Source organism: Desulfallas sp. Bu1-1, from assembly GCF_015594625.1.
Lineage (GTDB): Bacteria > Bacillota > Desulfotomaculia > Desulfotomaculales > Desulfallaceae > JADNRQ01.
Genome location: NZ_JADNRQ010000019.1, coordinates 1 through 22,715, shown reverse-complemented (window position 1 = coordinate 22,715; position 22,715 = coordinate 1). Strand labels below are relative to the sequence as shown.

22 protein-coding genes are annotated in these 22,715 nt (G+C 50.0%); 4 read left to right on the top strand and 18 right to left on the bottom strand.

Going from position 1 to position 22,715, the window contains the following annotated elements; translation table 11 throughout:
* Nucleotides 1-54: 54 nt before the first annotated feature.
* The 10 genes from mqnC to IT084_RS14070 form a co-directional block, all read right to left on the bottom strand.
* Nucleotides 55-1,149, bottom strand: coding sequence for a cyclic dehypoxanthinyl futalosine synthase (mqnC, locus tag IT084_RS14115; protein ID WP_195713544.1), 1,095 nt, complete (start codon nt 1,147-1,149; stop codon nt 55-57).
* The gene (locus IT084_RS14110; RefSeq protein ID WP_195713543.1) at nt 1,142-1,981 is read right to left on the bottom strand and encodes a menaquinone biosynthetic enzyme MqnA/MqnD family protein; all 840 of its coding nucleotides are present in this window, start codon (nt 1,979-1,981) and stop codon (nt 1,142-1,144) included. The genes mqnC and IT084_RS14110 overlap by 8 nt, the downstream gene beginning before the upstream one ends.
* Nucleotides 1,982-3,079, bottom strand: a complete 1,098-nt coding sequence (gene mqnE / locus IT084_RS14105; protein WP_195713542.1) for an aminofutalosine synthase MqnE — start codon at nt 3,077-3,079, stop codon at nt 1,982-1,984.
* A 12-nt stretch (nt 3,080-3,091) separates the two neighbouring features.
* Complete coding sequence (locus IT084_RS14100; protein ID WP_195713541.1) at nt 3,092-3,970, bottom strand: UbiA-like polyprenyltransferase; 879 nt, start codon at nt 3,968-3,970, stop codon at nt 3,092-3,094.
* Entirely contained in the window at nt 3,948-5,396 is a 1,449-nt protein-coding gene (locus tag IT084_RS14095) for a menaquinone biosynthesis decarboxylase (protein WP_195713540.1), read from the bottom strand. The genes IT084_RS14100 and IT084_RS14095 overlap by 23 nt, the downstream gene beginning before the upstream one ends.
* A 42-nt stretch (nt 5,397-5,438) precedes the next feature.
* The gene (locus tag IT084_RS14090; protein ID WP_195713539.1) at nt 5,439-6,209 is read right to left on the bottom strand and encodes a polyprenyl synthetase family protein; all 771 of its coding nucleotides are present in this window, start codon (nt 6,207-6,209) and stop codon (nt 5,439-5,441) included.
* Nucleotides 6,210-6,376: 167 nt separating this feature from the next.
* Nucleotides 6,377-6,757, bottom strand: coding sequence for an adenosylmethionine decarboxylase (gene speD, locus IT084_RS14085; RefSeq protein ID WP_195713538.1), 381 nt, complete (start codon nt 6,755-6,757; stop codon nt 6,377-6,379).
* A 247-nt stretch (nt 6,758-7,004) separates the two neighbouring features.
* Complete coding sequence (locus IT084_RS14080; protein WP_195713537.1) at nt 7,005-9,281, bottom strand: hypothetical protein; 2,277 nt, start codon at nt 9,279-9,281, stop codon at nt 7,005-7,007.
* 103 nt (nt 9,282-9,384) lie between these two features.
* Nucleotides 9,385-10,542, bottom strand: coding sequence for a glycosyltransferase family 4 protein (locus IT084_RS18860; protein ID WP_195713536.1), 1,158 nt, complete (start codon nt 10,540-10,542; stop codon nt 9,385-9,387).
* Between the two features lie 79 nt (nt 10,543-10,621).
* Nucleotides 10,622-10,810, bottom strand: a complete 189-nt coding sequence (locus tag IT084_RS14070) for a ferredoxin (protein WP_195713535.1) — start codon at nt 10,808-10,810, stop codon at nt 10,622-10,624.
* Between the two features lie 169 nt (nt 10,811-10,979).
* Between IT084_RS14070 and IT084_RS14065 the strand changes: the two genes are divergently transcribed.
* A complete protein-coding gene (locus IT084_RS14065; RefSeq protein ID WP_195713534.1) occupies nt 10,980-11,495 on the top strand; it encodes a hypothetical protein in 516 nt (171 codons plus the stop codon).
* A gap of 29 nt (nt 11,496-11,524) precedes the next feature.
* Here IT084_RS14065 and IT084_RS14060 read toward each other — a convergent pair whose 3' ends face one another.
* Together IT084_RS14060 and IT084_RS14055 are read right to left on the bottom strand one after the other, a co-directional pair.
* Nucleotides 11,525-12,775: an acyl-CoA dehydrogenase family protein gene (locus IT084_RS14060; protein WP_195713533.1), complete on the bottom strand. Its 1,251-nt coding sequence runs from the start codon at nt 12,773-12,775 to the stop codon at nt 11,525-11,527.
* Between the two features lie 106 nt (nt 12,776-12,881).
* Complete coding sequence (locus IT084_RS14055; RefSeq protein WP_195713532.1) at nt 12,882-14,387, bottom strand: class I adenylate-forming enzyme family protein; 1,506 nt, start codon at nt 14,385-14,387, stop codon at nt 12,882-12,884.
* Between the two features lie 180 nt (nt 14,388-14,567).
* Between IT084_RS14055 and IT084_RS14050 the strand changes: the two genes are divergently transcribed.
* Complete coding sequence (locus IT084_RS14050) at nt 14,568-15,035, top strand: helix-turn-helix domain-containing protein (RefSeq protein ID WP_195713531.1); 468 nt, start codon at nt 14,568-14,570, stop codon at nt 15,033-15,035.
* Nucleotides 15,022-16,161 carry an acyl-CoA dehydrogenase family protein gene (locus tag IT084_RS14045; protein WP_195713530.1) on the top strand — a complete coding sequence of 380 codons (1,140 nt, stop codon included), beginning with the start codon at nt 15,022-15,024 and terminating at the stop codon, nt 16,159-16,161. The genes IT084_RS14050 and IT084_RS14045 overlap by 14 nt, the downstream gene beginning before the upstream one ends.
* A 66-nt stretch (nt 16,162-16,227) precedes the next feature.
* Here the strand turns inward: IT084_RS14045 and IT084_RS14040 are convergent, their stop codons facing one another.
* From IT084_RS14040 to IT084_RS14020, 5 genes are all read right to left on the bottom strand, one after another.
* On the bottom strand, nt 16,228-17,022 hold the full coding sequence (locus tag IT084_RS14040) for an ABC transporter ATP-binding protein (protein WP_195713529.1): 795 nt from the start codon (nt 17,020-17,022) through the stop codon (nt 16,228-16,230).
* Nucleotides 17,019-18,023 (bottom strand): ABC transporter permease, encoded by a 1,005-nt coding sequence (locus tag IT084_RS14035; RefSeq protein ID WP_195713528.1) that lies wholly within the window; start codon nt 18,021-18,023, stop codon nt 17,019-17,021. Before IT084_RS14035 ends, IT084_RS14040 begins: the two co-directional genes overlap by 4 nt.
* 24 nt (nt 18,024-18,047) lie before the next feature.
* A complete protein-coding gene (locus tag IT084_RS14030; protein WP_195713527.1) occupies nt 18,048-19,040 on the bottom strand; it encodes an ABC transporter substrate-binding protein in 993 nt (330 codons plus the stop codon).
* Between the two features lie 297 nt (nt 19,041-19,337).
* Nucleotides 19,338-19,691, bottom strand: coding sequence for a hypothetical protein (locus IT084_RS14025; RefSeq protein WP_243276987.1), 354 nt, complete (start codon nt 19,689-19,691; stop codon nt 19,338-19,340).
* Between the two features lie 144 nt (nt 19,692-19,835).
* On the bottom strand, nt 19,836-20,207 hold the full coding sequence (locus IT084_RS14020; protein ID WP_195713526.1) for a hypothetical protein: 372 nt from the start codon (nt 20,205-20,207) through the stop codon (nt 19,836-19,838).
* 327 nt (nt 20,208-20,534) lie between these two features.
* Here IT084_RS14020 and IT084_RS14015 point away from each other — a divergent pair, with 327 nt between their 5' ends.
* On the top strand, nt 20,535-21,809 hold the full coding sequence (locus IT084_RS14015; RefSeq protein WP_195713525.1) for an RNA-guided endonuclease TnpB family protein: 1,275 nt from the start codon (nt 20,535-20,537) through the stop codon (nt 21,807-21,809).
* Between the two features lie 113 nt (nt 21,810-21,922).
* Here the strand turns inward: IT084_RS14015 and IT084_RS14010 are convergent.
* The coding region (locus tag IT084_RS14010) for a ParB/RepB/Spo0J family partition protein (protein WP_195713524.1) at nt 21,923-22,715 on the bottom strand (793 nt) is incomplete at its 5' end.

Below are 22,715 nucleotides of genomic sequence, written 5' to 3'. Positions count from 1 at the left end.
TATAACTATTTTAACATAAAATTTTTTATTTTTAAGAAAAAAATCTCCGCTGCCTTAAATGGCGCGGAGATTGGGATGCTCGGCGATAATGGTATAGTCCGTCCTGCGCTGGGCGGGGATAAACCCCGCGTCAATAATACATCTTTGAATTTCCCTGAGGGCGATGCGGTAGTTCACTCCCGCCGCCCGCACTACATTTTCCTCCAGCATGGTGCTGCCGAAGTCATTGGCTCCGAAGCTGAGGGCCAGTTGTGCAATTTTTGCCCCCTGGGTGACCCAGGACGCCTGGATGTTAGGTATGTTATCCAGCATAATGCGGGCCACCGCCAGCACCTTCAGGTATTCGGCCCCCCCCACCGTGGAGCCGCCCAGCCTGGTGTTGCGGGGTTGAAAACTCCAGGGGATAAAGGCGGTAAAGCCCCCGGTGACATCCTGTTGTTCCCGCACCCTGACCAGGTGCAGAATAATGTCCTCACTGGTTTCCACATGTCCGAACATCATGGTGGCGGTTGTTTTCATTCCCAGGCGGTGGGCCTTGTCCATCACGTCCATCCACTGCTTCCAGCCGATTTTATTCGGGCTGATGATTTTCCTCACCCTGTCCACCAGGATTTCAGCACCACCGCCGGGAAGGGAATCCAGGCCTGCATCCTTCAGGCGGGCCAGAACTTCGGTCACCGGTAAACCGGAAAGCCCGGACAGGTGGACGATTTCAGGAGGTGAAAAGGAATGAATGTGAATATCGTATCTTTTCTTGATTTCCCGTAACATGTCAATAAAAAAATCCAGGTTCAGGCCGGGGTGCAGGCCGCCCTGGATCAGCAGTTCCGTTCCGCCCGCGGCCAGGGTCTCTTCAATTTTTTCAAACAGCAGGGATTTGCTCAACACATAAGCGTCAGCGTCGCCCATTTGCCGGTAAAACGCGCAAAAGCGGCAGCGGCAGACACAAATGTTGGTATAGTTGATGTTTCGGTCGATAATGTAAGTGACACGCCTGTCCGGGTGCAGCCTTTGCCTGATCCTGTCGGCGGCCTCCCCCAGTTCAAGCAGGCTGCCCTGTTCCAGCAAAACAACGCCTTCCTCCAGAGTAAGCCTGTCACCGGAAATCGCCTTTCCCAGAAGGGCGGGTACGTTGGACAATTTATTCACCCCAGATCCTTAACTTAACCCTTTCTTCAATGATACCACTTTTATACGCGTAATCGAAGTAAGTGAGCATTGCTCTTCGTTCGTCTTCGCTCAAATCATGGTGAATGGTGTCCAAATAGTGATCCAACACGTCGTAAGGCAATTGGGACTGCCGGTGCGCTTTTTTTATTAACGCTTCCCGGTGGGCCAGCCCGAACAATTTTGATTCATAAAGCAGTTTGCTGATTTGATCCGCTACATACGGTTCTTTTTCGGCCAGGGAGGATCTAATCACCCAGACGGCATAAACCATTTTCTCCCCGGTAAAACTTTTCCAGGCCTCGCCGAGGTCGGTTACCACCAGGTCCCGGTTTTGAAGTCTGATCCTGTGGTGCGCCCGCATGGCGTCGTCCCCGATCAGCAGCGCCCCGTCCGATGTCGCCAGCATAGCGTCCAGATCCGGTTGCGCCCGGCAAAATTCAACCTTGACGTGGTAGTAATGTTCAAACAGGATCCGTAATAGCGCCACGGAAGTTGCGGAGGAAGTGGTGACGCAAACTTTTTTCCCCTCCAGTTCCGTTAACGGGATTCGACTGAAAAACAGGATGCTTTCCACCTTCCCGTCGGCGCTGATGGATAAATTGGGCAAAATAATGCATTTATCCCTATTCCTGGCGTACTCTATGGACGAGATGGGGGTAACGTCAAGATCCCCGTCGAGGAACATTTTGTTCAACTTGGTGGGCGGCCCCTTCACCAGATCAATGTCATCCACCAGCAGCCCATCTTCCAGGGCGTAGTAAACCGGGAGGCAGTTAATGTATTCAACTTGGCCCAGTCTGATGCGGGTCAATTAAAAACCCTCCTCCACAACGTTGTAAAGGGTATCCCGTTGTACCGGAATAAAACCTGCGCTTTTAATCATACGCACCAGTTGTTGTCTGCTAATTGATTGATCGGTTTCGGCGCCCGCATCGTGGGCGATTTTTTCCTCCACCACTGTGCCGTCCAGGTCGTCCACGCCGAAGGAAAGGGATACCTGGGCCATTTTGGGCCCGATCATTATCCAGAAGGCCTTGATATGGTCGAAGTTGTCCAGCAGCAACCTGGCCACGGCCAGTGTTTTTAGATCGTCGTACCCGGTGGTGGTTCCGAGCCCCATGGGTTCAAGGGCGGTGTTCTTGGGATGGAAGGCCAGAGGGATGAAGGTCAGGAAACCGCCCGTTTGGTCCTGCAACTCGCGCAGGCGAAGCAGGTGATCCACTCTTTCTTCAATGGTTTCCACATGTCCGTACAACATGGTGGCATTGGTCCGCATACCCAGTTCATGGGCGGCCCGGTGGACGGACAGCCACTTTTCCCCGTCAATCTTTTTAGGACAGATGATTTCCCGCACCCGGGGCGCAAATATTTCCGCTCCGCCGCCCGGCAAAGAATCAAGGCCCGCATCCCGCAAAGTGGCCAGTACCTCATGGTGTGAGATGCCGTGCAGTTGAGCCAGGTAATCGATTTCCACCGCGGTAAAGGACTGAATGATCACCCCGGGCAACACGTGCCGGACACGCCGGAGCATTTCAACGTAATAATCCAGCTTGAGGTCAGGGTTCAGCCCGCCCACAATATGTATTTCCGAAATATTTTCGCCTGCGGACTGTCTGGCTTTGGCCTCTATTTCATCCAGGCTCAGCATATAGGCGCCCGGGCTGCCGGCGTCCCGGCCAAAGGCGCAGAGCTTGCACCGGTTGACACATATATTGGTGTGGTTGATGTGACGGTTGACAATAAAAAAAGCTTTTTTGCCGTTTTTTCTTTCCCGGACCAGGTTGGCCAATTTCCCGATGCTTAATAGGTCATTTGATTGATACAATTTGATGCCGTCTTCCCGGGAAAGCCTCTGTCCTTTTGCAACCTTATCTGCAATTTCCTGTAGCGCATTGTCTGTATTGATCATTTAAACCTCTCCTTAAAAAATCCGAATGGGAACCAGGATATCCAGCAAGGTGAAACAAAACATCACGATACTGAGCATACCGTTCAGGTTAAAAAAGGCAATTCCCGCCCGGCTCAGGTCGTCGGGTGATACCAGTCTGTGCTGGTAAAACAACAAAGAAACCGCGATAACCAGTCCCAAAAGGTAAAACAGGCCGAGGTCCAATAATATGCCCACAGCCAGAAAAAACAGGGGCGCTACGGTGTGGAAGGCCGAAGATATGGACAGCGCCCCGGCAATGCCGAAACGGGCCGGGATGGAATGAATGCCGTATTCCCGGTCGAAATTGAAGTCATCACAGGCGTAAATAACGTCAAATCCCGCCACCCAGAATAGTACCCCCAGGCCAAGCAGTACAGGAGCTATGTGAAAGCTGCCGGCAATGGCAATCCACGCGCCCAGGGGAGCCAGCCCCAGGGTTAAGCCTAAAAACAGGTGGCAGGTCCAGGTGAATCGTTTGGTGTAGGAGTAAAAGGAAAGCGCTGCCACGGCGACGGGAAACAACTGAAAGGCCAGGGGTGAAAGCTGGCGTGCCGCGTATAGCAGCAGGGCAAAAGATAAAATTACGTAAATCCAGACCTCCCTGGATGAAAGCAGACCGCGAGGCAGCGCCCTGTTTGCTGTCCGTGGATTCTTGGCGTCAATGTGCCTGTCAATGAGCCGGTTTAAGGACATGGCGGCGGTACGGGCGCCCACCATGGCCAAAGTGATCCAGAGTACGTCCTCTCCCCCGGGGACTTTTTTATCCACCAGTAATGCACCGGTGTAGGCAAAGGGCAGGGCGAAAATGGTGTGCTCAAAACGGATCATTTCCAGGAATGTTTTGGTTTTATTGATTATCGCCAAAACCATAACTGCGCCACTTCCTATCCACAAGCTCCTTGATCTCCGTTGACATGACGATGTCTTTCGGCCATTCGCGAAGGTGACCCTCTTCTTTCCACTTGGTGGTGGCGTCAATGCCCATTTTGGATCCGTAGTGAGGCAGCGGTGACGAGTGGTCCAGGGCATCCAGCGGGCCTTCCGTCATCATTACGTCCCGGCGCGGGTCGATGTTATTGAATACCCGCCACATTACCTCGGAAAGATTTTGAACGTCCACATCGGCATCCACCACGATAATCAGTTTGGCCAGCATCATCAACCCCATACCCCACAACGCGCACATCACCTTGCGGGCCTGGCCGGGGTAACTTTTACGTATGGATACGATTACGCAATTATGAAAAACCCCCTCCGGCGGCATGTTCAGGTCAACTATTTCCGGCAACTGCAAGCGCATCAGCGGCAAAAAGATGCGCTCCGTGGCCTTGCCCAGGTAGGCATCCTCCATGGGAGGCCGGCCGACGATTGTAGCCGGGTAAATGGGATTTTTACGGTGAGTAAGGCAGGTCAAGTGAAATACCGGATACTGATCCGCCAGGGAATAGTACCCGGTGTGGTCGCCGAAAGGTCCTTCCAGGCGGGATTCCGCCGGGTCAACGTAACCTTCCAGGATAATCTCGGCCCTGGCCGGCACCTCCAGGTCCACGGTCTCGCATTTGACCATTTCCACCGGTTCCTTGCGCAGAAATCCGGCGAACAGGATCTCATCCACCCCGTGCGGCAGGGGGGCAGTGGCGGCGTAAATGGTGGCAGGGTCACACCCCAAGGCCACGGCGACCGGCATTTTACCGCCGTTTTTACGGTAATGCTCCGCGGCGTCCTTGTGTATGTGCCAGTGCATGCCGGTGGTTCGGTCATCGTAGACTTGCATACGGTACATGCCGACATTGCGGCGTCCCGTGACCGGATCGCGGGTAAATACCAGAGGCAAAGTGATAAATGGGCCGCCGTCTTCCGGCCAGCAATGCAAAACGGGCAACCTGGCCAGGGAAGGGTTGTCCTTGTTTATCACTTCCTTGCACGGACCGGTTTTGACGTATTTGGGCAAAAATGAAGACAACTGGGCCAGCTTGGGCAACGTCTTTAACTTGTCCATAAGTGTTGTGGGAAGTTCCGGCGGCTGAATTAAATTGATCAGATCTTCGCCGATCCGGTCCAGCGAGTCAACTTCCAGGGCCAGTTGCATTCTTTCCAGCGAGCCGAACATATTGGTTAAAACGGGCATATCGTAGCCCTTTACGTTTTCGAACAGTAGCGCGGGCCCGCCTCGTTTGCAGACCCGGTCGGTAATTTCGGTAATTTCAAGATGCGCATCAACTTCTGTTGAAATTCTTTTTAATAGCCGCTTTTTTTCCAGTTTATTAACAAACGCACGTAAATCCGGATAGGCCACTGGCTACACCTGCTTTCCTAATAGTGTGTTGACATTGACGTTTCATATAACCATGCGTTGGAGCACCGAATTATCTTTTTTCAATAAAGTAAGCAGGTTTCTGAAGCAGTCGGTTTCTTCCCCCGGTGGAAATTGATTTAGTATGGATTCCGCTGAAAGTATATACTGGGAAACTTGTTTTAATGAAGCGCCTTTTTCCAGTAAACCAAAGGCCATCCCGAGGTTTAAACCGAAGTTGTACAGGTGTCTTTTGGCATTAGTGCCCGCACCGCCGAGGTCGGCACCCAGGTAAGCCGAACAGGCAAGCAACTCCGCGGATTCTTTCCGTATGATACTATAATATTGTTGTTTATCGCCAAATTCTCTGTTCTTGTATTTATGGTTCAATATGCCGCCCTTATTGATGGTGCAAATCAGTTTTGCCAATTTTTTCAGGTAATGGACAATACCCGCGTCGCAAAGGGTGGTAAAAAACTTGCCGTAGAGGTAATCCCCCACCAGGATGGGATACTGGTATTTAAAACGGTTATCCGGTGCGCTTTCCCTGCCCGTACCGCTTTCAATCACATTTAAATGGACCCGGGAGGCTAAAAAAATAAATTGCAGCACGGCGGCAAGGGCGATTGTCCGTTCCGTTACCGGGCCGAATAAGCGGTTGCTTAAAATAACTATACCGGGCCGCAAATGAAAATCCAAATAATTCAGATCCAGGGAGATGAAATCACTTATATGACCCGCCTTGATCTTGAAATTTTTGTGGATCAACAGCTGCACGTTTTGCAGTTCTTCGTTGATAAGTTGGAAAATATTCATCTTGGGGGATAGCCTCCTTTGCCTTAAACACTATTATATTCGGTACCGCGTTTTAATTTCCTCCCTGCGGATTTATTTGCCCTTAAAAAAGCAATGACCTTGCTGTTTTTTTAAAACCGCAAGGCCATGCTAATCTTCACTCAAGTTGGTACTAATAAAAATCCCTCCTAAAGATTTACGGCTTCCCGCGGCATTATATCCGGCAGGATTCCCCGTTTTGTCTCTTTAGCGGTCAGATGTTCGGCACCGAATTGCTCGGTAAGGTAATTGCAAGCATCCCAGGGATTAACTTTTTCCCCGCAGGTAAATACGTCCACCGCGGCGTAACCAAGCTCGGGCCAGGTATGAATTGCCAAATGAGACTCTGAAATTACGACCACCCCGCTTACCCCTTGAGGGCTGAATTTATGGAATACATATTCTCTTACTTCGGCACCCGCTTTCAGAGCTGCGTTAACCATTATTTTTTCTACTTTGTTGATGTCATTAAGAATATCGAATTCGCATCCATAAATTTCAGCTAAAACATGGCGGCCCAAAGGTTTCATTCTAATTATCTTCCCCCTTTTTTCAATATGATTTTTACGGCTTTCGACAGTAAATATGCACTGCCGTGTACCAATCAAACTCAATTTTAGCATAAAATTTGTTGTTGTCAATAAAATTTTAAGTATAGTTGTAGTTTGCTTGGTTTAGTTTGTATTTATATTAATAATCTATGGTTTGCTCGCTTTTTCTCGTCAAAGTTACGCCCCGGGCGGGCCGTGTTAAAATTTCCATATGTAATTATAATATTCATTTGACGCGTTCCGTGCGTAAAGTTCTGATCACCAGGTAAAGCAAAGGCGGGACCCCGAAAATCATTGCGGTTGCCGCCGCCACCACTCCGGAATCGTTGAACAAAAAAGCCATAATACTGGCCGTAACTACTCCGATAAACCCCTTGTATATGTAGGAATAACGGGATTTGATCGACTGCATGATTCCAACCGGGCGGTAAAAAAGTATGGCCAGGCTGGCCAGGCTGGCCAGGAAAATCCTGCTCCAAATGGTATATCTTAGAAGTTTAATATTCATGTTGACCTTACGGGTGATAATATTTGTTATTTCACCCGGGCCGCCCTTCAGGATCAGGTTGGCCGTACGCCCGATGTGAGATTGGTACTCAACGGGACGCTGCAGGTCATAAAAAATAAGGACAAATAAAAGCAAGCAGACAGCAGTTACCAGTTTAATCAATGTTTTGACGTTAAATCGCACCCCGGTTAACAGCATGAAGGTAACCAGGAATGATACCGTTCCCGCAATCGCCCCCCCCACGTTTGTACCCAGTTGGGGGGCCGCGATCAAATAAAGTACTACTAGATAATACGCGCCGATAAGCGGCAACGCTCGTTTATTGTTTTTAAACAGGCGATTTGCCAGGGCTGTTGTTCCGATAATGGTCGATCCGATTAAAACTCCCATATACTCGTTGCCTATACCGTAAAATCTTGCCCCGACTATGGGGTCATATCCCAAAAGGGAATTTTTTTGCATGGGCGATCCCATGAAAAGGTCGACCATAATGCACAACGAGGTAAATAAGCTGATGATAATAAAAGGGGCCAGGTTGTTTTCATAGTTTTTCAACCACAAGTGGATGATAGCGATAATTCCGGACGTGATGGCGATTAACTGAATTACCAGGACCGCCAGGGAATAATGCGGTAGTAGTGTAACCATTAACAATGCGATTGGGAAGGCCATCACAGCCAGCAACAAAGGTTTTAAAACCAGCATCAAGGAATTGCTGCCGGGTAAAAAAATTGCAACCAGCGATAAAAACACCAGTACCAGCTGGACCAGAACATAATTGCGCAGTACCGGCGGCCTGGCCTGGTAATTAAGTTCCAGCCCGGCGTACAAAGCTGATAAACTGTCCAGCGTATTATCATTATCGCCCGGTATTACCTGGAGACAACGCCCGTACATTTGTTCCGGAACGGGAATGCCGAAATAATTCAGTATTGTGGGTGCCAGGTCCGTATTTCTAACAATCCCGGGACGTTTCGTGGTAGGCGAAGTTAATATGCCCGGTTTGATGTCTTGCCCCAAAACAACCACAGGAGTCAGGTAATTTGAACTCGGTAAATAATTACCCCTGGGAGTGGGGGAAACAATCATCACCATATCGCGTTGCAAATTGACGCGATCAAGCATGGTGGAAATAAACGCGGTAATATTTTTAATGGTTTCTACGCGCCGGGCTTGGAGTACGCTTTCCTCCAGGTACCCACCCATACGCTCCAACCGCTCCAGATCGCCCAGTTCCACCACCGTCAACCCGGTTTTCCCTTTCTGGCGGGTGGCTAAATCAAGCAGCTTGTCGTAGTTGGTGCGCAAACCCCCGGGGAAAGTGTTGTCTTCCAGTAATGTCCCATAGCCTACGTTTCCACCGGCCACAACCCCTTCTTTGTTCATGGCCAGTCCCACCGCCGGTCTTTGGGGATCGTTCATTATATCGGAATTTCCCAGCACTTCGACCGTAAAGCCCTGGTTTTGCAACAATGTACCCAAGTAGCCGGGAATCGCGGAGTATTTGTTTTCGGCGTTCAATTTTTTTATTCTGGCAATATCAAGCTGCAGTACGGAATCGCTCTGTGCTTCCAGCCCGGTTCTCTGGCGGTAGATAACACTTGCTGAGACCCCGGATATGAGATCCCGCGCGTTAAAGCCGTGTTCGGCCGTGCCCGATGCGTTAGCCGGCGCGCCGGCGCCGATTGAAAGGAAAGAGTTATCCGGGGTGACACTTCCTTCCACTCCGCTGCTCATCAGCCCCATTACACCAGCACTTAAAACATCGAACAGTTCCCGGTTGTCGTTAATATCCTGAAGCGTCAGGCGATCAACAGTGATCAAATAAAATCTGCCAGGCCCGGGAATGTTTTCTATGTTTTGCGGTCCGGGTAAACTGGATTCAAAAAACGGCAGGCTTTTGGGTTCATAACCTTCGGGTACGGGGATTAATGTGCTGATAGTCAGCGTTATGACCGCCACAATCAAAATTGACCAAAGCAAGATCCTATTCAACCAATACTACCCCTTCCAATAGTTTAATCCGTGGTGCAAGTGCCAAAATATCTCAATCTATAATAAACAGTTAGCAACAATCTGCCATGAAAAAAGCAAATGTTTATATCACTTCTTTTTCATTCGGAAGAGCCCCCTTTTCCCTTAACAAATTGTAGTAAAGATATGCTGTTTGTTCAACCATTTTTGATGCATTAAAATGTTGAACCACTCTTTGACGCGCTTTTTTGCCCATTTCTCCTGCCCGGCCGGGATTGTCCAGCAGGTAGGCGATTCCATGGGCCAGTTCCGTGGCATTGCCGGGTGCCACCAGTAAACCGGATACGCCGTGTTCGATTACTTCCGGCACGCCGCCCACCGCCGATGCAACCACGGGCAGTGAGAACGCCATTGCTTCAAGCAGGGATAAAGGTAGTCCCTCCGTCAAGGAAGGCAAAACAAAAATATCCATGGCGGCGTATACAGTAGATATGTTGTTGACCGCGCCCGTGAAGGTAAACCGGTTTTCCATGGAGAGCGACCGGACTTGTTCCATCAGGCTGTCTTTTAAAGGACCGTCGCCCGCCAGGATAAAATGGATATTGCGATATTTGCGTAGTAGTTGTTCCGCCGCCTGAAGCAGCACGGATAATCCCTTTTGTGGTGCCATGCGGGCCACCGTTCCCACTACGGTCCGGCGGGGTGGCAGATTCCATTGGCTTATGTTGGGGGTAAAATGTAAACTGTTTAAAGAGATACCGTTATAAATAACTTTAATTTTAGAGCGGTTTATTTTTTCCCTGGTCATAATCTCATGGCGCAAAGCATTGGATACCGTAACGATGCAATCGGTGGGCCATGATAAAATATGTTCGATGGTGGTGGCTAAACCATTTTTCCAGGACGGCCATTTTTCATTGAATACCGAATTGTGTACGGTATATACGGAAGCGGGCACCCCGGCAATTAGGGCCGCAGGCCTGGCGATCAGGGCGGCCTTGGCGCCGTGGGAGTGGACCAGGTCAATACCCTGGCTGCGCATAAAACCAACCAGTAATTTAAACGAACGGTAATCCTCTCGGGGAGACAGTGTTCCTCCCAGGGGCAAAGGTAATATTGTAATTCCCATGGACAGGATTAGCTCTTCCAACCGGCTTTGATGCAGGCAGGCCACAGATATGTCGAAATCATTTTTCAAACCGTCTATTAAGGTTACAATGTGCCTTCCGATACCCCCTTCAGTCGGTCTGACCACATGGAGTATTTTAGGTTTTTTGGGCACAGCGCATCCTCCTTTTGAAAATTAAGACACGGCTGGTTTATGGTACGCCGTGTCCTTGCTTTTACTTTTATGTTTATATTTAATTGATAGTGATGGCGTCCGTGGGACACCCTTCGGCAGCTTCCGTGGCCTGTTCTTCCAAATCGCTGGGTATTTCATCAACTATGGAATGAGCCTTTTCATCGTCGTTCCAATCAAATACTTCCGGACAAGTATCAATACATGCCCCGCAGCTAATACAAAGGTCCTGGTCGACTTCCGCATGCATTCTTACGCACCTCCCTAATTTACTTGAAAACAATTATAGTTTGGCTGGTTTTTGATAATATTATGCCTGATTGTCACGGAATTTATAAATTATACCAAATCCGGGCGGCAGAAGAATTGGGATTGACAATTTTTGTCGAGCTGGAAATAATGAGAAGGGGTGACATTTGATGTCCCGTAAAAGTGCCGAACAGGTAAAAAGAAAATGGCTGTTGTTCATGATTTTCGCGCCCGGAATATTTTTTATCGTTTACTGGCTTGCAGTACAGCCCGGGCACGAATACCGGGCTGAAAAAATAAAACCGCCCGTGGATTACGCGCTGTTGGGACAGGCGGTTTCCGTTGACGGCAAATCATACTTGGCACGGAAAGGCGAGAAAATTTTTACCGATACACTAAATTTAAATAATAATGTGGCTATGGCCGAACCGGGGTATGTTTTTATGGGTCTGGGCTTGCAAACCGGCGCGGCGGAGGCAAAACCCGGCGGCCGCATAATCGATGCGGAGGGGCGTTCGTACAGACCATTGGAAGTAGACCGGTCCGTGGTTGCCCGTAATTTTGGATTTAAGAAAGAAAACAGCGAATTTCTTTATCTATTCAAGGTTAATTCCAAGTCAGATTATTATTATTTTCAAGTTAACGGCAATCAGCATTTAATCTGGCAGGTTAAAAACGAATTATAATCTTGTTACTCGATTATACGTAGCTCAGTTTACTCGTAGATCTTCTCCTCCACAGCGGCGGCTTCGGCGGCGTCCAACTCATAGTCCCGTTCCTGACGGGTTTTTATGTTTTGTTCGTATTCCCGGTACCACTCGTGGGCGGTAATCATGGCCATCACTTCGTTGGTCCCGGTCCAGATGGAGGCCAGGCCCAGGTCCCGCACGATGCGCTCGATGGGGAATACGTTGGTGTAGCCGATACCGCCCATAACCTGCATGGCATTTCTGGCCGCCTTTTGGCAGGATTCGGTGACGAATTTTTTAGTCTCGCTGACCATACGCCGGATGCGATTGGTGTCCACGCCGGCGTCTACCGCCCGGCAGGTGGTATAAACCATCGAGCGGGCCGCGTCGAGAAGCATGGCCGCTTCGGCCACCTGGAAACTGACGCCCTGAAATTGATTGATTACCCGCCCGAAAGCCTTGCGCCGGGATGTATAACGGGTGGCCACGTCCAGAGCGGGACGGGCCGCGCCGATGGTCATTGCCGCGGTACCCAGGCGTTCGGGGATCATCATGGTGTTGAACACGGTATATGCATCGTTTAGTTCTCCCACAATATTTTCTCTGGGCACTTTGACATTTTTGAACACGATGCGACCGGCACCGCCACCGCGGCAGCCCATCAAGCCATAGATATATTTCACCTCAACGCCGGGGCCGCGGTCTACGATGAAACAGGTCAGTGCTTTGTGGGGGTGAGCTCCGGGGTTATGGTCGGTCCGGGCATAAACAAGGAAATAATCTGCTCCTTCGGCCCCTACAATAAACCGTTTTTGGCCATTCAAGAGGAAATAATCACCTTTGTCTTCCGCCGTGGTGGTGGTTCCGAAAAAGTCCGATCCGCCCCGGGGTTCTGTCAGGCATTCGGCGGCAAAGATTTCGCCGGCTAATAAAGGTTTAACATATTTTTCCTTTTGTTCATCAGTTCCATGCTGGATAATGGCGTCACAAACCAGTTCGGCGCCCACACCGAAAGTACAAGCAAAAATATAGCCCAGTGTGCCGATTTCTTCCATGACCATGGCCGTGGACACCCAGTCCATCCCCCGGCCGCCCCATTTTTGGGGGTAACGGCAACCCATGAGGTTGCGGCGCCCGGCCTCCCGAAGAAACTCCCTGGGGAAACGGATTTTATCCTGGTCCATATCCAGAATCATCTGGCGGGGAACCCACTTGACCAGGTCCCTTGCCTCATCCCGTAGTTTTTTCTGTTCTTCGGTTAATAAGAAATCATACATTATTCACATCTCCTCAAATTTAATAGATTGTATTAGCAACCGATATTCGACATCAATTTAGTTATTCACTCAGTCTCGCATTCAATCCTACATTCAAGCATTACACTCAGGCAAACTGCTCGCGCAACTCAAACTTTTTAACCTTGCCGGTGGGAGTGTGGGGCAGTTCGGATACAAAATTAAATTCTCTGGGGATTTTATATTTAGCCAGTTTGGCGGCCAAAAAAGACTTGAGCTCATCCACATCCAAACCCGCACCTTCTTTGAGCACCACAAAGGCGACAACGGTTTCACCCCAATCGGGATGCGGCCTGCCGATCACCGCCGCTTCCACCACGCCGGGATGGGCTGCGATGGCGTCCTCCACTTCCTTGGAATAAACATTTTCACCGCCGGTAACGATCATGTCCTTGAGCCGGTCCACGATATACAGGTAACCGTCTTCATCCACCCGGGCCACGTCACCGGTTCGGTACCACCCGTTGATGAATGCTGCGGCCGTTGCTTCCGGGTTTTTGTAGTAACCGTTCATCATGCTGTCGCTTTTCAGCCAGATTTCTCCTGTTTCACCGGGGGAGGCGGGTTCAGTATCGCTCTTCATCACCATGATTTCCGCACCCGGCAGGGCGTTGCAACCAATGGAACCCGCTTTGCGTACTTGGTCCCGGGGGTAAAGCACCGTGCCTGTCGGACCCGCTTCGGTCATGCCATAAACCTGGTAGAAATTATTGCTCCTGTATTTTTCCACCAGCATGAGGGCCACTTCACCCGAAATGGGACCGCCACCGTAAATCCAACAGCGCATAGAAGACAGGTCAAAATCGCCAAAGTTGGGAATTAACTGGACGGGCATGATATAACTGATGGGCGCGCCAAAATAAATGGTGCATTTTTCGTCCTGCACCGCCTGCAAGAAATGTAGAGGGTGATATTCACGCAGGAGAACCGTGGTGGCTCCCATGTACTGGGCGGCCATAAACCAGTTGTTCAAAGGAGAGGAATGCCAAATTGGCATGGCCATCAACAGCCGGTCTTGCTCGTCCATCTTCATGGCCAGGGCGCCGGTGATTCCGGCGAAAATGACATTTTTGTGGGTATGCAGGCATCCCTTGGGCTTGCCCGTGGTGCCGGAGGTGTAAAGTATCTCGGCCAAATCATTGTCTTCTATTTCTTGTAGTTTAAAGACTGAAATATTTTCCATGGCCTTCTCCATGCGTTCAAAACCCCCTGCATCGGAATCGATGGCGGCCATTTTAATTGGAACCGAAATATTGTTTGCAATCTGGCTAAGGGCGCCGTCAAACAATAAAGCCCGGGCCTCGCTGTGTTCCAGTATGTAATCAACCTCTGGAGCAGCAAGCTTGTGGTTTACCGGTACCACCGCAGCCCCGGCTTTGAGCGCACCAAAAAACGCGATGACAAAGGCGGGAGTATTAAAGCTCATAATGGCAATTTTGTCACCCTTTTGCACACCCCAGGATTGAAACAAACCTGCCGCCCGCTCGGCTTGTTCTTTTAAACCGGCAAAAGTCAAACCGCGACCGCCGTAGCGCAGGCAGTCCTTATGCGGGAATTTCCTTGCGTTACGGTCCAGCATTTCAACCAGGTTCATTAAATTAAAGCCTCCTTCTTTTAAAAAAATTTGTTTTTTGAATAGTCAATTTATTATATATTGGAATAATTATAGCAATATGTAATTACTGAATCAATATTTCATGTTATAATTCTTTTGAGAGTAATTTTTTTATCTTAATTATGGTAAATTAATAAAAACGTTAAAGAGGCTGGCAAAATGGGATATAAATCAATTGGAAGGCAATTGCAATTGGCCAGGGAGGAGGCGGGTTACAGCCAGGAACAACTGGCGGCGAAAATAGGTTGTTCCCAGTCCACCCTGTCTAACTATGAAAAGGGCAAGCGCAGAATATACCTGGCCCAACTGGAGAAAATCGCGGAGATATTGAACAAACCTATTGAATACTTTCTACGACCCGCGGATTATCACCGGGGTGAACCGGAAAGTCAAAGCGGAGAACCGGGTAATCAATCATCTCCCGCTCCGAAAAAGAAAGATACATCCTATCAGGCAAACTTGTTGCCAATTTTAAATATGCCAGGGGAAGACCAGGGGGAGAAAACCGCGCTGGAACAAAATTTGTTGCGCTTGTTTCAGTCCCTTTCCCCCGCGGGCCAAATTCTAGTAATAAACTTTGTTACTTGGCTGAAAGAAAGGGAGGTGGGATGCAATGGCGAATTTTAGTTTGAGTCCCGCCCAGGAACAATTAATCGAGGAAATACGGCAGGTTGCCGCCGAGCGCATTGCACCTGTGGTTAGGGAACTGGATGAAGGGGATGACCATTTCGATTTCAGGCCGGCGCAGGCCCTGGCCGAGCACAATTTATTGACGCCGACCATCCCCCGGGCGTACGGCGGGCGCGGGCTGGATTACTTCTCCACCGCCCTGTTGTTGGAGGAATTGGGCGCCACCTGTGCCGGGGTGGCCACGGTGGTCACCACCAATATCCACGCCGCGGGACCGGTTATACTGGCCGGGACGGAACACCAAAAGAAAACATTTTTGCCGCTTCTGGCTTCCCCTGAACCACATCTTGCCGCCTTTGCCCTGACCGAGCCGGAGGCCGGTTCGGATATCGGCGCCATGTCTGCGCTGGCTGCCTGTGAAGGCGGCGTTTGGAAAATCAACGGCGTGAAAGACTTTGTCATCAACGGTGGTATAGCCCATTTTACCACGGTTTTTGCAACTACCGATCCCCAAAATAAGCGGGCGGGCATGATGGCGTTTTTGTTGCCTTCGGGTGTGCCGGGTCTAAAGGTTGGAGCGGTGCGCAACAAAATGGGTATTCGTTACGCCCGTACGGTCCAGTTGATCATGAAAGACACGCTCGTGCAGGATGAACTGGTAATCGGTCGAAAAGGCGGCGCTTATTTACTGTTGATGCAAACCTTCGACCGGGGCAGAGCACTGGCGGGTGCCGTGGGCGTGGGAATTGCCCGGGCCGCTTTTGAATTTGCCCTGCGGTATAGCAAGGAGCGCCGCCAGTTCGGGCGCCCCATATTTTCCCAGCAGGCAATCTCCTTTACCCTGGCGGAGCTGCAGACAAAGATTGAATCCGCACGCCTGCTTGTCTGGAAAGCTTGCTGGTTGATCGACAATGATCTTGATTATACCATGGCATCATCCATGGCCAAAATTGCGGGCAGCCAGGTGGCCCAGGAGGCAACCGCAGCGGCAATGGATATATTGGGGGGAAGGGGCTACCTTAAGGGTTGCCCGGTGGAAAAATTGCTGAGGGACGCCAGGGTCATGTCCTTAATTGAAGGTACCAACCACATTCAAAAAGCGGTTATCGCATCCCAGCTTTAAAGCGGTAACAAGTAAACAAGCCGGACCTTGCCCGGTTCGGGCGTCCGGCTATATTTTTAGATTTAGTTATGCAAGCAGCACGCGGTCGTCATCAAAGACGGAACCGCTGGAGGAAGTGAATCTGGTTACCAAATCGGGTACTGTAAGTTTGTTTTTCTCTTCCGCTCCTATATCCAGGATGATCCGGCCACGGTGCATCATGATCAGCCGGTTGCCGAAACGAATTGCCTGTTCCATGTTGTGGGTAATCATTAACGTAGTTAACTGGTAGCGGTTAACCAATCGCTCCGTAATCTCCATGACCAGCCTTGCGGCCTTTGGGTCAAGGGCTGCGGTGTGCTCGTCAAGTAGAAGCAGTTTTGGACGGGAAAGTGTGGCCATTACCAGCGCCAGCGCCTGGCGTTGCCCACCGGAAAGCGTGCCTACGGGAACTTTAAGGCGACTCTCCAAACCCAGCCCTATATTCTTTAAAGCTTCCCTGAATATTTCGGCTCGCTGGCCGGTAACCGCCCTGGCGAGGCCGCGTTTTTGCCCGCGGAGGTAAGCCATAGCCAAGTTCTCTTCAATACTTAATTCCGCGGCGGTGCTGGCCAATGGGTCCTGGTCAATGCGGCCGATATCACGTGCGCGCGTGTGTTCCGGCAAATTTGTTACGTTCCTGCCGTCAATTTCTATACTCCCGGCGTCAACGGAAATGACTCCTGCGATTGCTTTGAGCAAAGTGGATTTACCCGCCCCGTTGCTTCCGATCAGAGTGATAAAATCTCCCTGGGCAACCCGTAGGTTGACATTGTCCAGCGCCTTGACCTCGTTGGGGGTACCGGCAAAAAAATATTTATCTATACCTGTCAATTTAATCACTCGCCCACCCTCCCGTCATTTTGGACATGCACTGTCAATTCTTTGGCAGGAGACGGGGAATAGTCCGCCTGTAAGGAACGAGTTTGGCGAGGTTTTTTATTTTTGGTTTGTACGCCTGGAACCACTCCGGCCAGTCGTTTATTAAGACTGAAATTAGGCAGACAAAGGACCAGCAAAACGAGCACAGCGGTCATCAGTTTGAAATCCTCGGCTGGTAAGCCCATCCGTAAACCAATGGCCAGCAACCCCCGGTAGACGATCGAACCCAAAATCACACCCGTCAGTAAGCGGCCCAGGCGGTTGCCGCCGAAAATGGTTTCCCCCACGATTACCGAAGCGATAGCCGCCACCAGCACGCCGATGCCCATGCCCACGTCGGCGAAACCTTGCAACTGGCAGGCTAATGCTCCCGACAGGCCAACTAAAAAATTGGCGATAATTAAACCCATTAATTTGGTATTGTCGGTATTGACCCCAAGTGACCTGATCATTTGCTCGTTGCTGCCGGTGGCGCGCAGGGCTAATCCAATGTCGGTATTCAAGAACCAACCGAGCAGCAATCGAACTATTACCGTTAATACCAGTAAAGCGATGATAACGGTGCTGTTTGTTTCGGTCAGGTTAAACCAGCCCAGCACTTGGCCGTAAACATTTTCATGCGCTAAAAGAGGTGTATTGGGACGGCCCATTGTGCGAAGCATCACGGTGTAGATGGCGCTTGCGGTTAAAATGCCAGCCAGGATGTTATTAACCTTCAGCCTGGTATGCATAAGACCGGTCGCCGCTCCCGCCATGCCGCCGGCAACTGCTCCCAGCAGTACGGCCAGCAAAGGGTTGACCCCCTCGACAATTACTCTTGCGGTTACCGCGGCACCCAGGGGGAATGTACCTTCCACGGTAAGATCCGGGAACCCGAGCAACCGGAAGGTTAACAGCACTCCCAGCGCCATAAAGGCAAAAATTAATCCTTGTTGTAGAGCGTTTATGATTACGCTTTCCATGAGCCGTCACTCTTTTCCAGGCGCTTACTCCACTATTTCATCCGCCCGTTTTAGTACGGAGTCGGGAATGGCAAGGCCGATTTTTTCCGCGGCCGTCTTATTGATCATCAAGGTTCGTTTGCGGATTTCTTCCGGGACGATTTCCCCCGCTTTTTCACCACGCAGGATTCTAGCCAGCATTGTTGCGCCCTGACGCCCGCAATCATACTCGTCATTCCCGATGGTCGCCACTGCGCCGCGTTTTACTGACTCGGTATCACCGGTAAACAGGGGAATATTGTTATCTTCCAATACTTTCAATAGTGCTTCCAGGGCGGAAATTACCGTATTATCCTGGGGTACAAACACTGCATCCACTCTTCCCATCAAAGATTGGGCGGCCGCCTGAACCTCGTTGCTGCTGGCCACGGATGCCTCCACCGTCTTGAGTCCTTTGCTTTCCACGTATGCTTTGGCCCTGTTGATATTGCTGACCGAATTAGCCTCGCCGGCGTTATAAATCAGTCCTAGTTGTTTTATGCCGGGGACCATTTCCATAATCAAATCCATTTGTTGTTCCACCGGGTCGGCGCTGTATACCCCGGTGACATTGGTACCGGTGGGCTTGTCAACAGCCTTGATCAACCCCGCCCCTACCGCGTCGGAAACGGCAATGAATACCACGGGTATATCCGTTCCTTTCGCAGCCTGGGCGGCGGCTTGAGAACTGGGTGTGGTAATGGCCAAAATCGCGTCCACCTTGTCGGCTACAAATTTATCGGCGATTGTTTTGGCCAAATTGGGATCACCCTGGGAGTTTTGGATATCAAACACAACATTTTCCCCTTCAATAAACCCTTCCTCTTTCATCTGGTCCAGAAAACCTTTTCGGTCCAGGTCGAGGGCCGGGTGTGCCACAAACTGGGTAACCCCGATTTTAAGCACTTCCTTTTTATTTTCTCCGCATCCCCCAACTACAAGCACCATTGCCAGAGAAATTAAAACTAACAGTAAATTTCTTGTTATCCTATTAATCAACTTAATTGCCTGGTTCAAAAAAGCTCACAATACCTAACAAGCTGTTAGTTTTTGTGAACCCGGCCTCCCCATGACCAGGCTTTCGCTCCTTTCTGGATTGGGTTTGCCTACCCCCGGGAGCAGGCTATAGCGACAGGGAGACCTCGGCCCCGGGAGTCCCACCCGGACGGGAGAACTGCGCGAAATAGGCACTTCCGGCTTGCGCCTTCATCAATGTTGACTATTTCGCGGTAAACATTGCCTCCCGCGATCTGTTAGATACGGCCTACCGGTTTGTCCGACACCGGCTAAACGGGGTCACCTACTCGATAAAGCGAGCTGCTTCAAGTCGTGCCAGACGGAATAAAACGATTCCTGTTTGAAACGGTCCAAACCGTTATATACGGGAATCTTTTCGTCCAGCCGGTTGAAGAGCCGCTTCACCTTTCGGGTCATCCCTTTTCCTTCCCCAGGCAAGGAATTGACCTTTCGGTTCAGCTTCTCTTTGACAGCCTGGATTTTCTGCTTCAGTTCACCGGTAATGCGTTCCTTGAAGCCAATCGCCCGCCGAGCTATAACCAGAGCGGCGGCATGATGGATAATTACCCCATACCGCCGCATGTACTTCCAGTAGCCAATAGTGGACGTGTGCGCCGGCCTGACTAAAGTCACGAGTGTGCGGCCAAGCTAATTAACAGTAAAAAAATGTTGATAATTGCACATAGCAGAACCGTGCTGCCGGCCAAATACATCCCCTTGGCGTCATATTCTCTGAAATGTAAATAAAGTAACAATGTTATTAAAAAACAAGCGTTGTTAACCATAAAAATTATTAAATCCAACATTTTTCAGACTCCGTTCGTTCATATCTGCCTGCTCCAACATCCGTTCCGGGTCCATCTCCATCATCAGCCCCATGGTGCTCTCGATTTTCGGCAGCCACTTTTCAAGCAAAGAGTATTCTTCATGGGCATGATTAATTTCCAGAAAACTGTGATACGTGCGTTTGAAGAAATGCTCCAGCGTTTCGTTTAATTCAACCCTCATTTCATCCGCATTATGATTTTTCGTGCTGCGCCCGATAGCGGCACCGAGGCTTTTTGATACATGCCGGACATAGAATAGAAGGTCCAGGTGGGATTTTGCCACAATGCTCTTTATTGCCCCGCGTTGATAATTGTCTTCCAACAGTTTAAGTCCACAGACGGCGGCAGCCTTATGAAACCAGCCCGGGTTGGAGAAGGATTTCTTGAACAACAGGGCGTTGTTTTTGCCAACGTACTCCGAATCGGTTAGCTTTTTGAGTATATACTCCACAAACAGGCAGAAGTTGCGGGCTATCCATATACCTTCGTCGAAATGGTGACAGAACTTTTAACCCGCCGCAAGTTACCGGGCTTTAGCCCGAGTAAAAAGGCGGGTTTATCTGGGGCTTTAGCCATAAAACACTTGTTTGGCATGTTGGTAAATGCTATGCTATAAATATTACATCAGGGCTTAGAAAGGGCTGTAATCATGCCTACAAAACCTACTAAAACCATCAAGCAAACTCTAGAATATCGCTTCCCCGAATGGTTCAAGCTCACTGAAAAGCTTTTCAACGAAGTAACCGCCTTTTACTTTGGGATAATCCAGGAACACGAGGTTATTCTCGAGCTAACTAACAAAGAAGCGTTAACCGAGCTTGAAAGATTTACTCACAAAACCAAAGATAATCCGGCTCCGCCGTTCCCTTTAAAATGGGATATTCCGGCCATGTTTCGGAGGGCTTGTATTAACGCTGCCCTTGGAGCAGCCCGGTCTTTTTTCTCCAACCTGAACAGGTGGAAAAACTTAAAAGCCAAAGCCGAAGCCAAAGGCAAGAAATTTACTGACAAACCCCCGGTGCCGCCCCGTAAGTGGCACAAGCATGTCGTTTTTTATTCCGGTATGTTTAAAGACTACCGGATAAACAGTATCATGCTGAAACTGTTCGACAGCAACACCTGGCGATGGGTTAAGTTTCATCTAACCGGCAGGCAAATTCCTAACGATTGGGAAGTGGGTTGCCCTCATGTAGTTATTAAACAAAACCGGTTGCAGATTCATTTCCCGATCGAAAGGCAAAAACCCAAGGTACAAAAAATAGCCGAGCAAATAAAGAACCCTGATTTACGAATTTGCGCCGTAGATTTAAACATTGGTGATAGGCTGGCGGTATGTGGCATATTCAAAAGCGACGGCACGCAGGTGGCTACCCGGTTCATCCGTGGTGGCGATAGCTTAAACGGCCGCAGGAAGCGTCTTTTGGGTATGATCGCGACCAGGCGCAGCCTTACCGGCGTCCTAAACAAAGACGAGCAGGATAACAAAGCCCTGTGGAACAAAATCCGAAATATCGACGATTATGAAGCCCATCGGGTATCCCGACGGATAGTGGAATTTGCCCTAAAATATGGTGCGAGTATCATTGTCTTTGAGCACCTGGGTAAATTTAAGCCGGAAAAGGGCAAGTATAGCAAGCGGGCCAATTCCAAGCGTTCATACTGGCTCCGGGGCAGGATAGTCCGCTATACCAGGTACAAAGCCTGGGAGTATGGCATAATTACCAGCCGGGTAAGCCCGAGAGATACCAGCAGGCTATGTGCCAGTTGCGGTCTGGAAATAGCCCGGCACGGTGAAAAAGATAACCCGGAAGGGTATCGGCCCGGTGCGCCATTGTTTACCTGCCACTGCGGTAAACGGGGCAACGCTGATCTGAACGCGGTCCAGAATATAGCTAAAAAGTTCTTTTTGAGATATGCGGCATAACTAAACGACCAAAGCCTTTGCCGAAAGGCGAAGGTGGTCCGGTCCCCCAAGAGCAGTAAATCCAAACCGGGGATTGGGCCGGGCCTGGCACCGCCCGAGGTATCCGTCGCCCACTACGCCCTCAATGTGGTAGCGGCCACGCCGCAAATACTACGAGCAGCGACTACGCACGGGTGCCCAAAGAAGCCGCTGGGCTTTAGCCCACGGCGGAGTGTCACTTCATTTAGCTTTTCTTGTAAGCTGGAAAGCTCCATTTTAACCTCATTCAACTCATCCTCTGCTTCGATGGCACGGGATTCCATTTCTTTTGCGGTAGCCTGGGCTTTCTCTAATTCTTTTTCTAACTGCTCCCTTTCTTCGACTTTCCTGCGGAGTTCTTTGATTTCAGCCAGTGTCATGTTGGTAATTTCTTCCTTGAGCCTTTTGTAAATCTCAGTCTGTACTTCCGGCGACAGAAAAGCTACCTGCTCTGCTGCCGTAGTGCCAAATCTGCCGGATTCGACCAGGATCTGAAGTTCAGGAATAAGGTCATTGAGCTTGTCGTATCGACGTAATGTTCTTTTTGGCAACCCGGTAGCTTCGGCCAAAATGGCCGTTGCATCTCCTAAATATTGGTTATTGCCTCGTCTTACTCCGTATTTTTCCTTTAACACCTTTATCAACCTCGCTACCTGCATGTCGTTCAACTGCCGCCTTAACAAGTTGTCCTTGATAAGCAATTCCACCGCCTCATCACTGTCCGGATCAACGTCCCTGATAACGACCGGTACGTGGGTTAACCCCGCCTGTTGTGCCGCCTCCAGCCGCAGGTGGCCCGCCAGCACGGTGTAGTCGGGCGTTATGATTAACGGGTTAATTACCCCGTTCTCCCGTATATCCCGAACCAGCTCATTCCATAAATTTTCC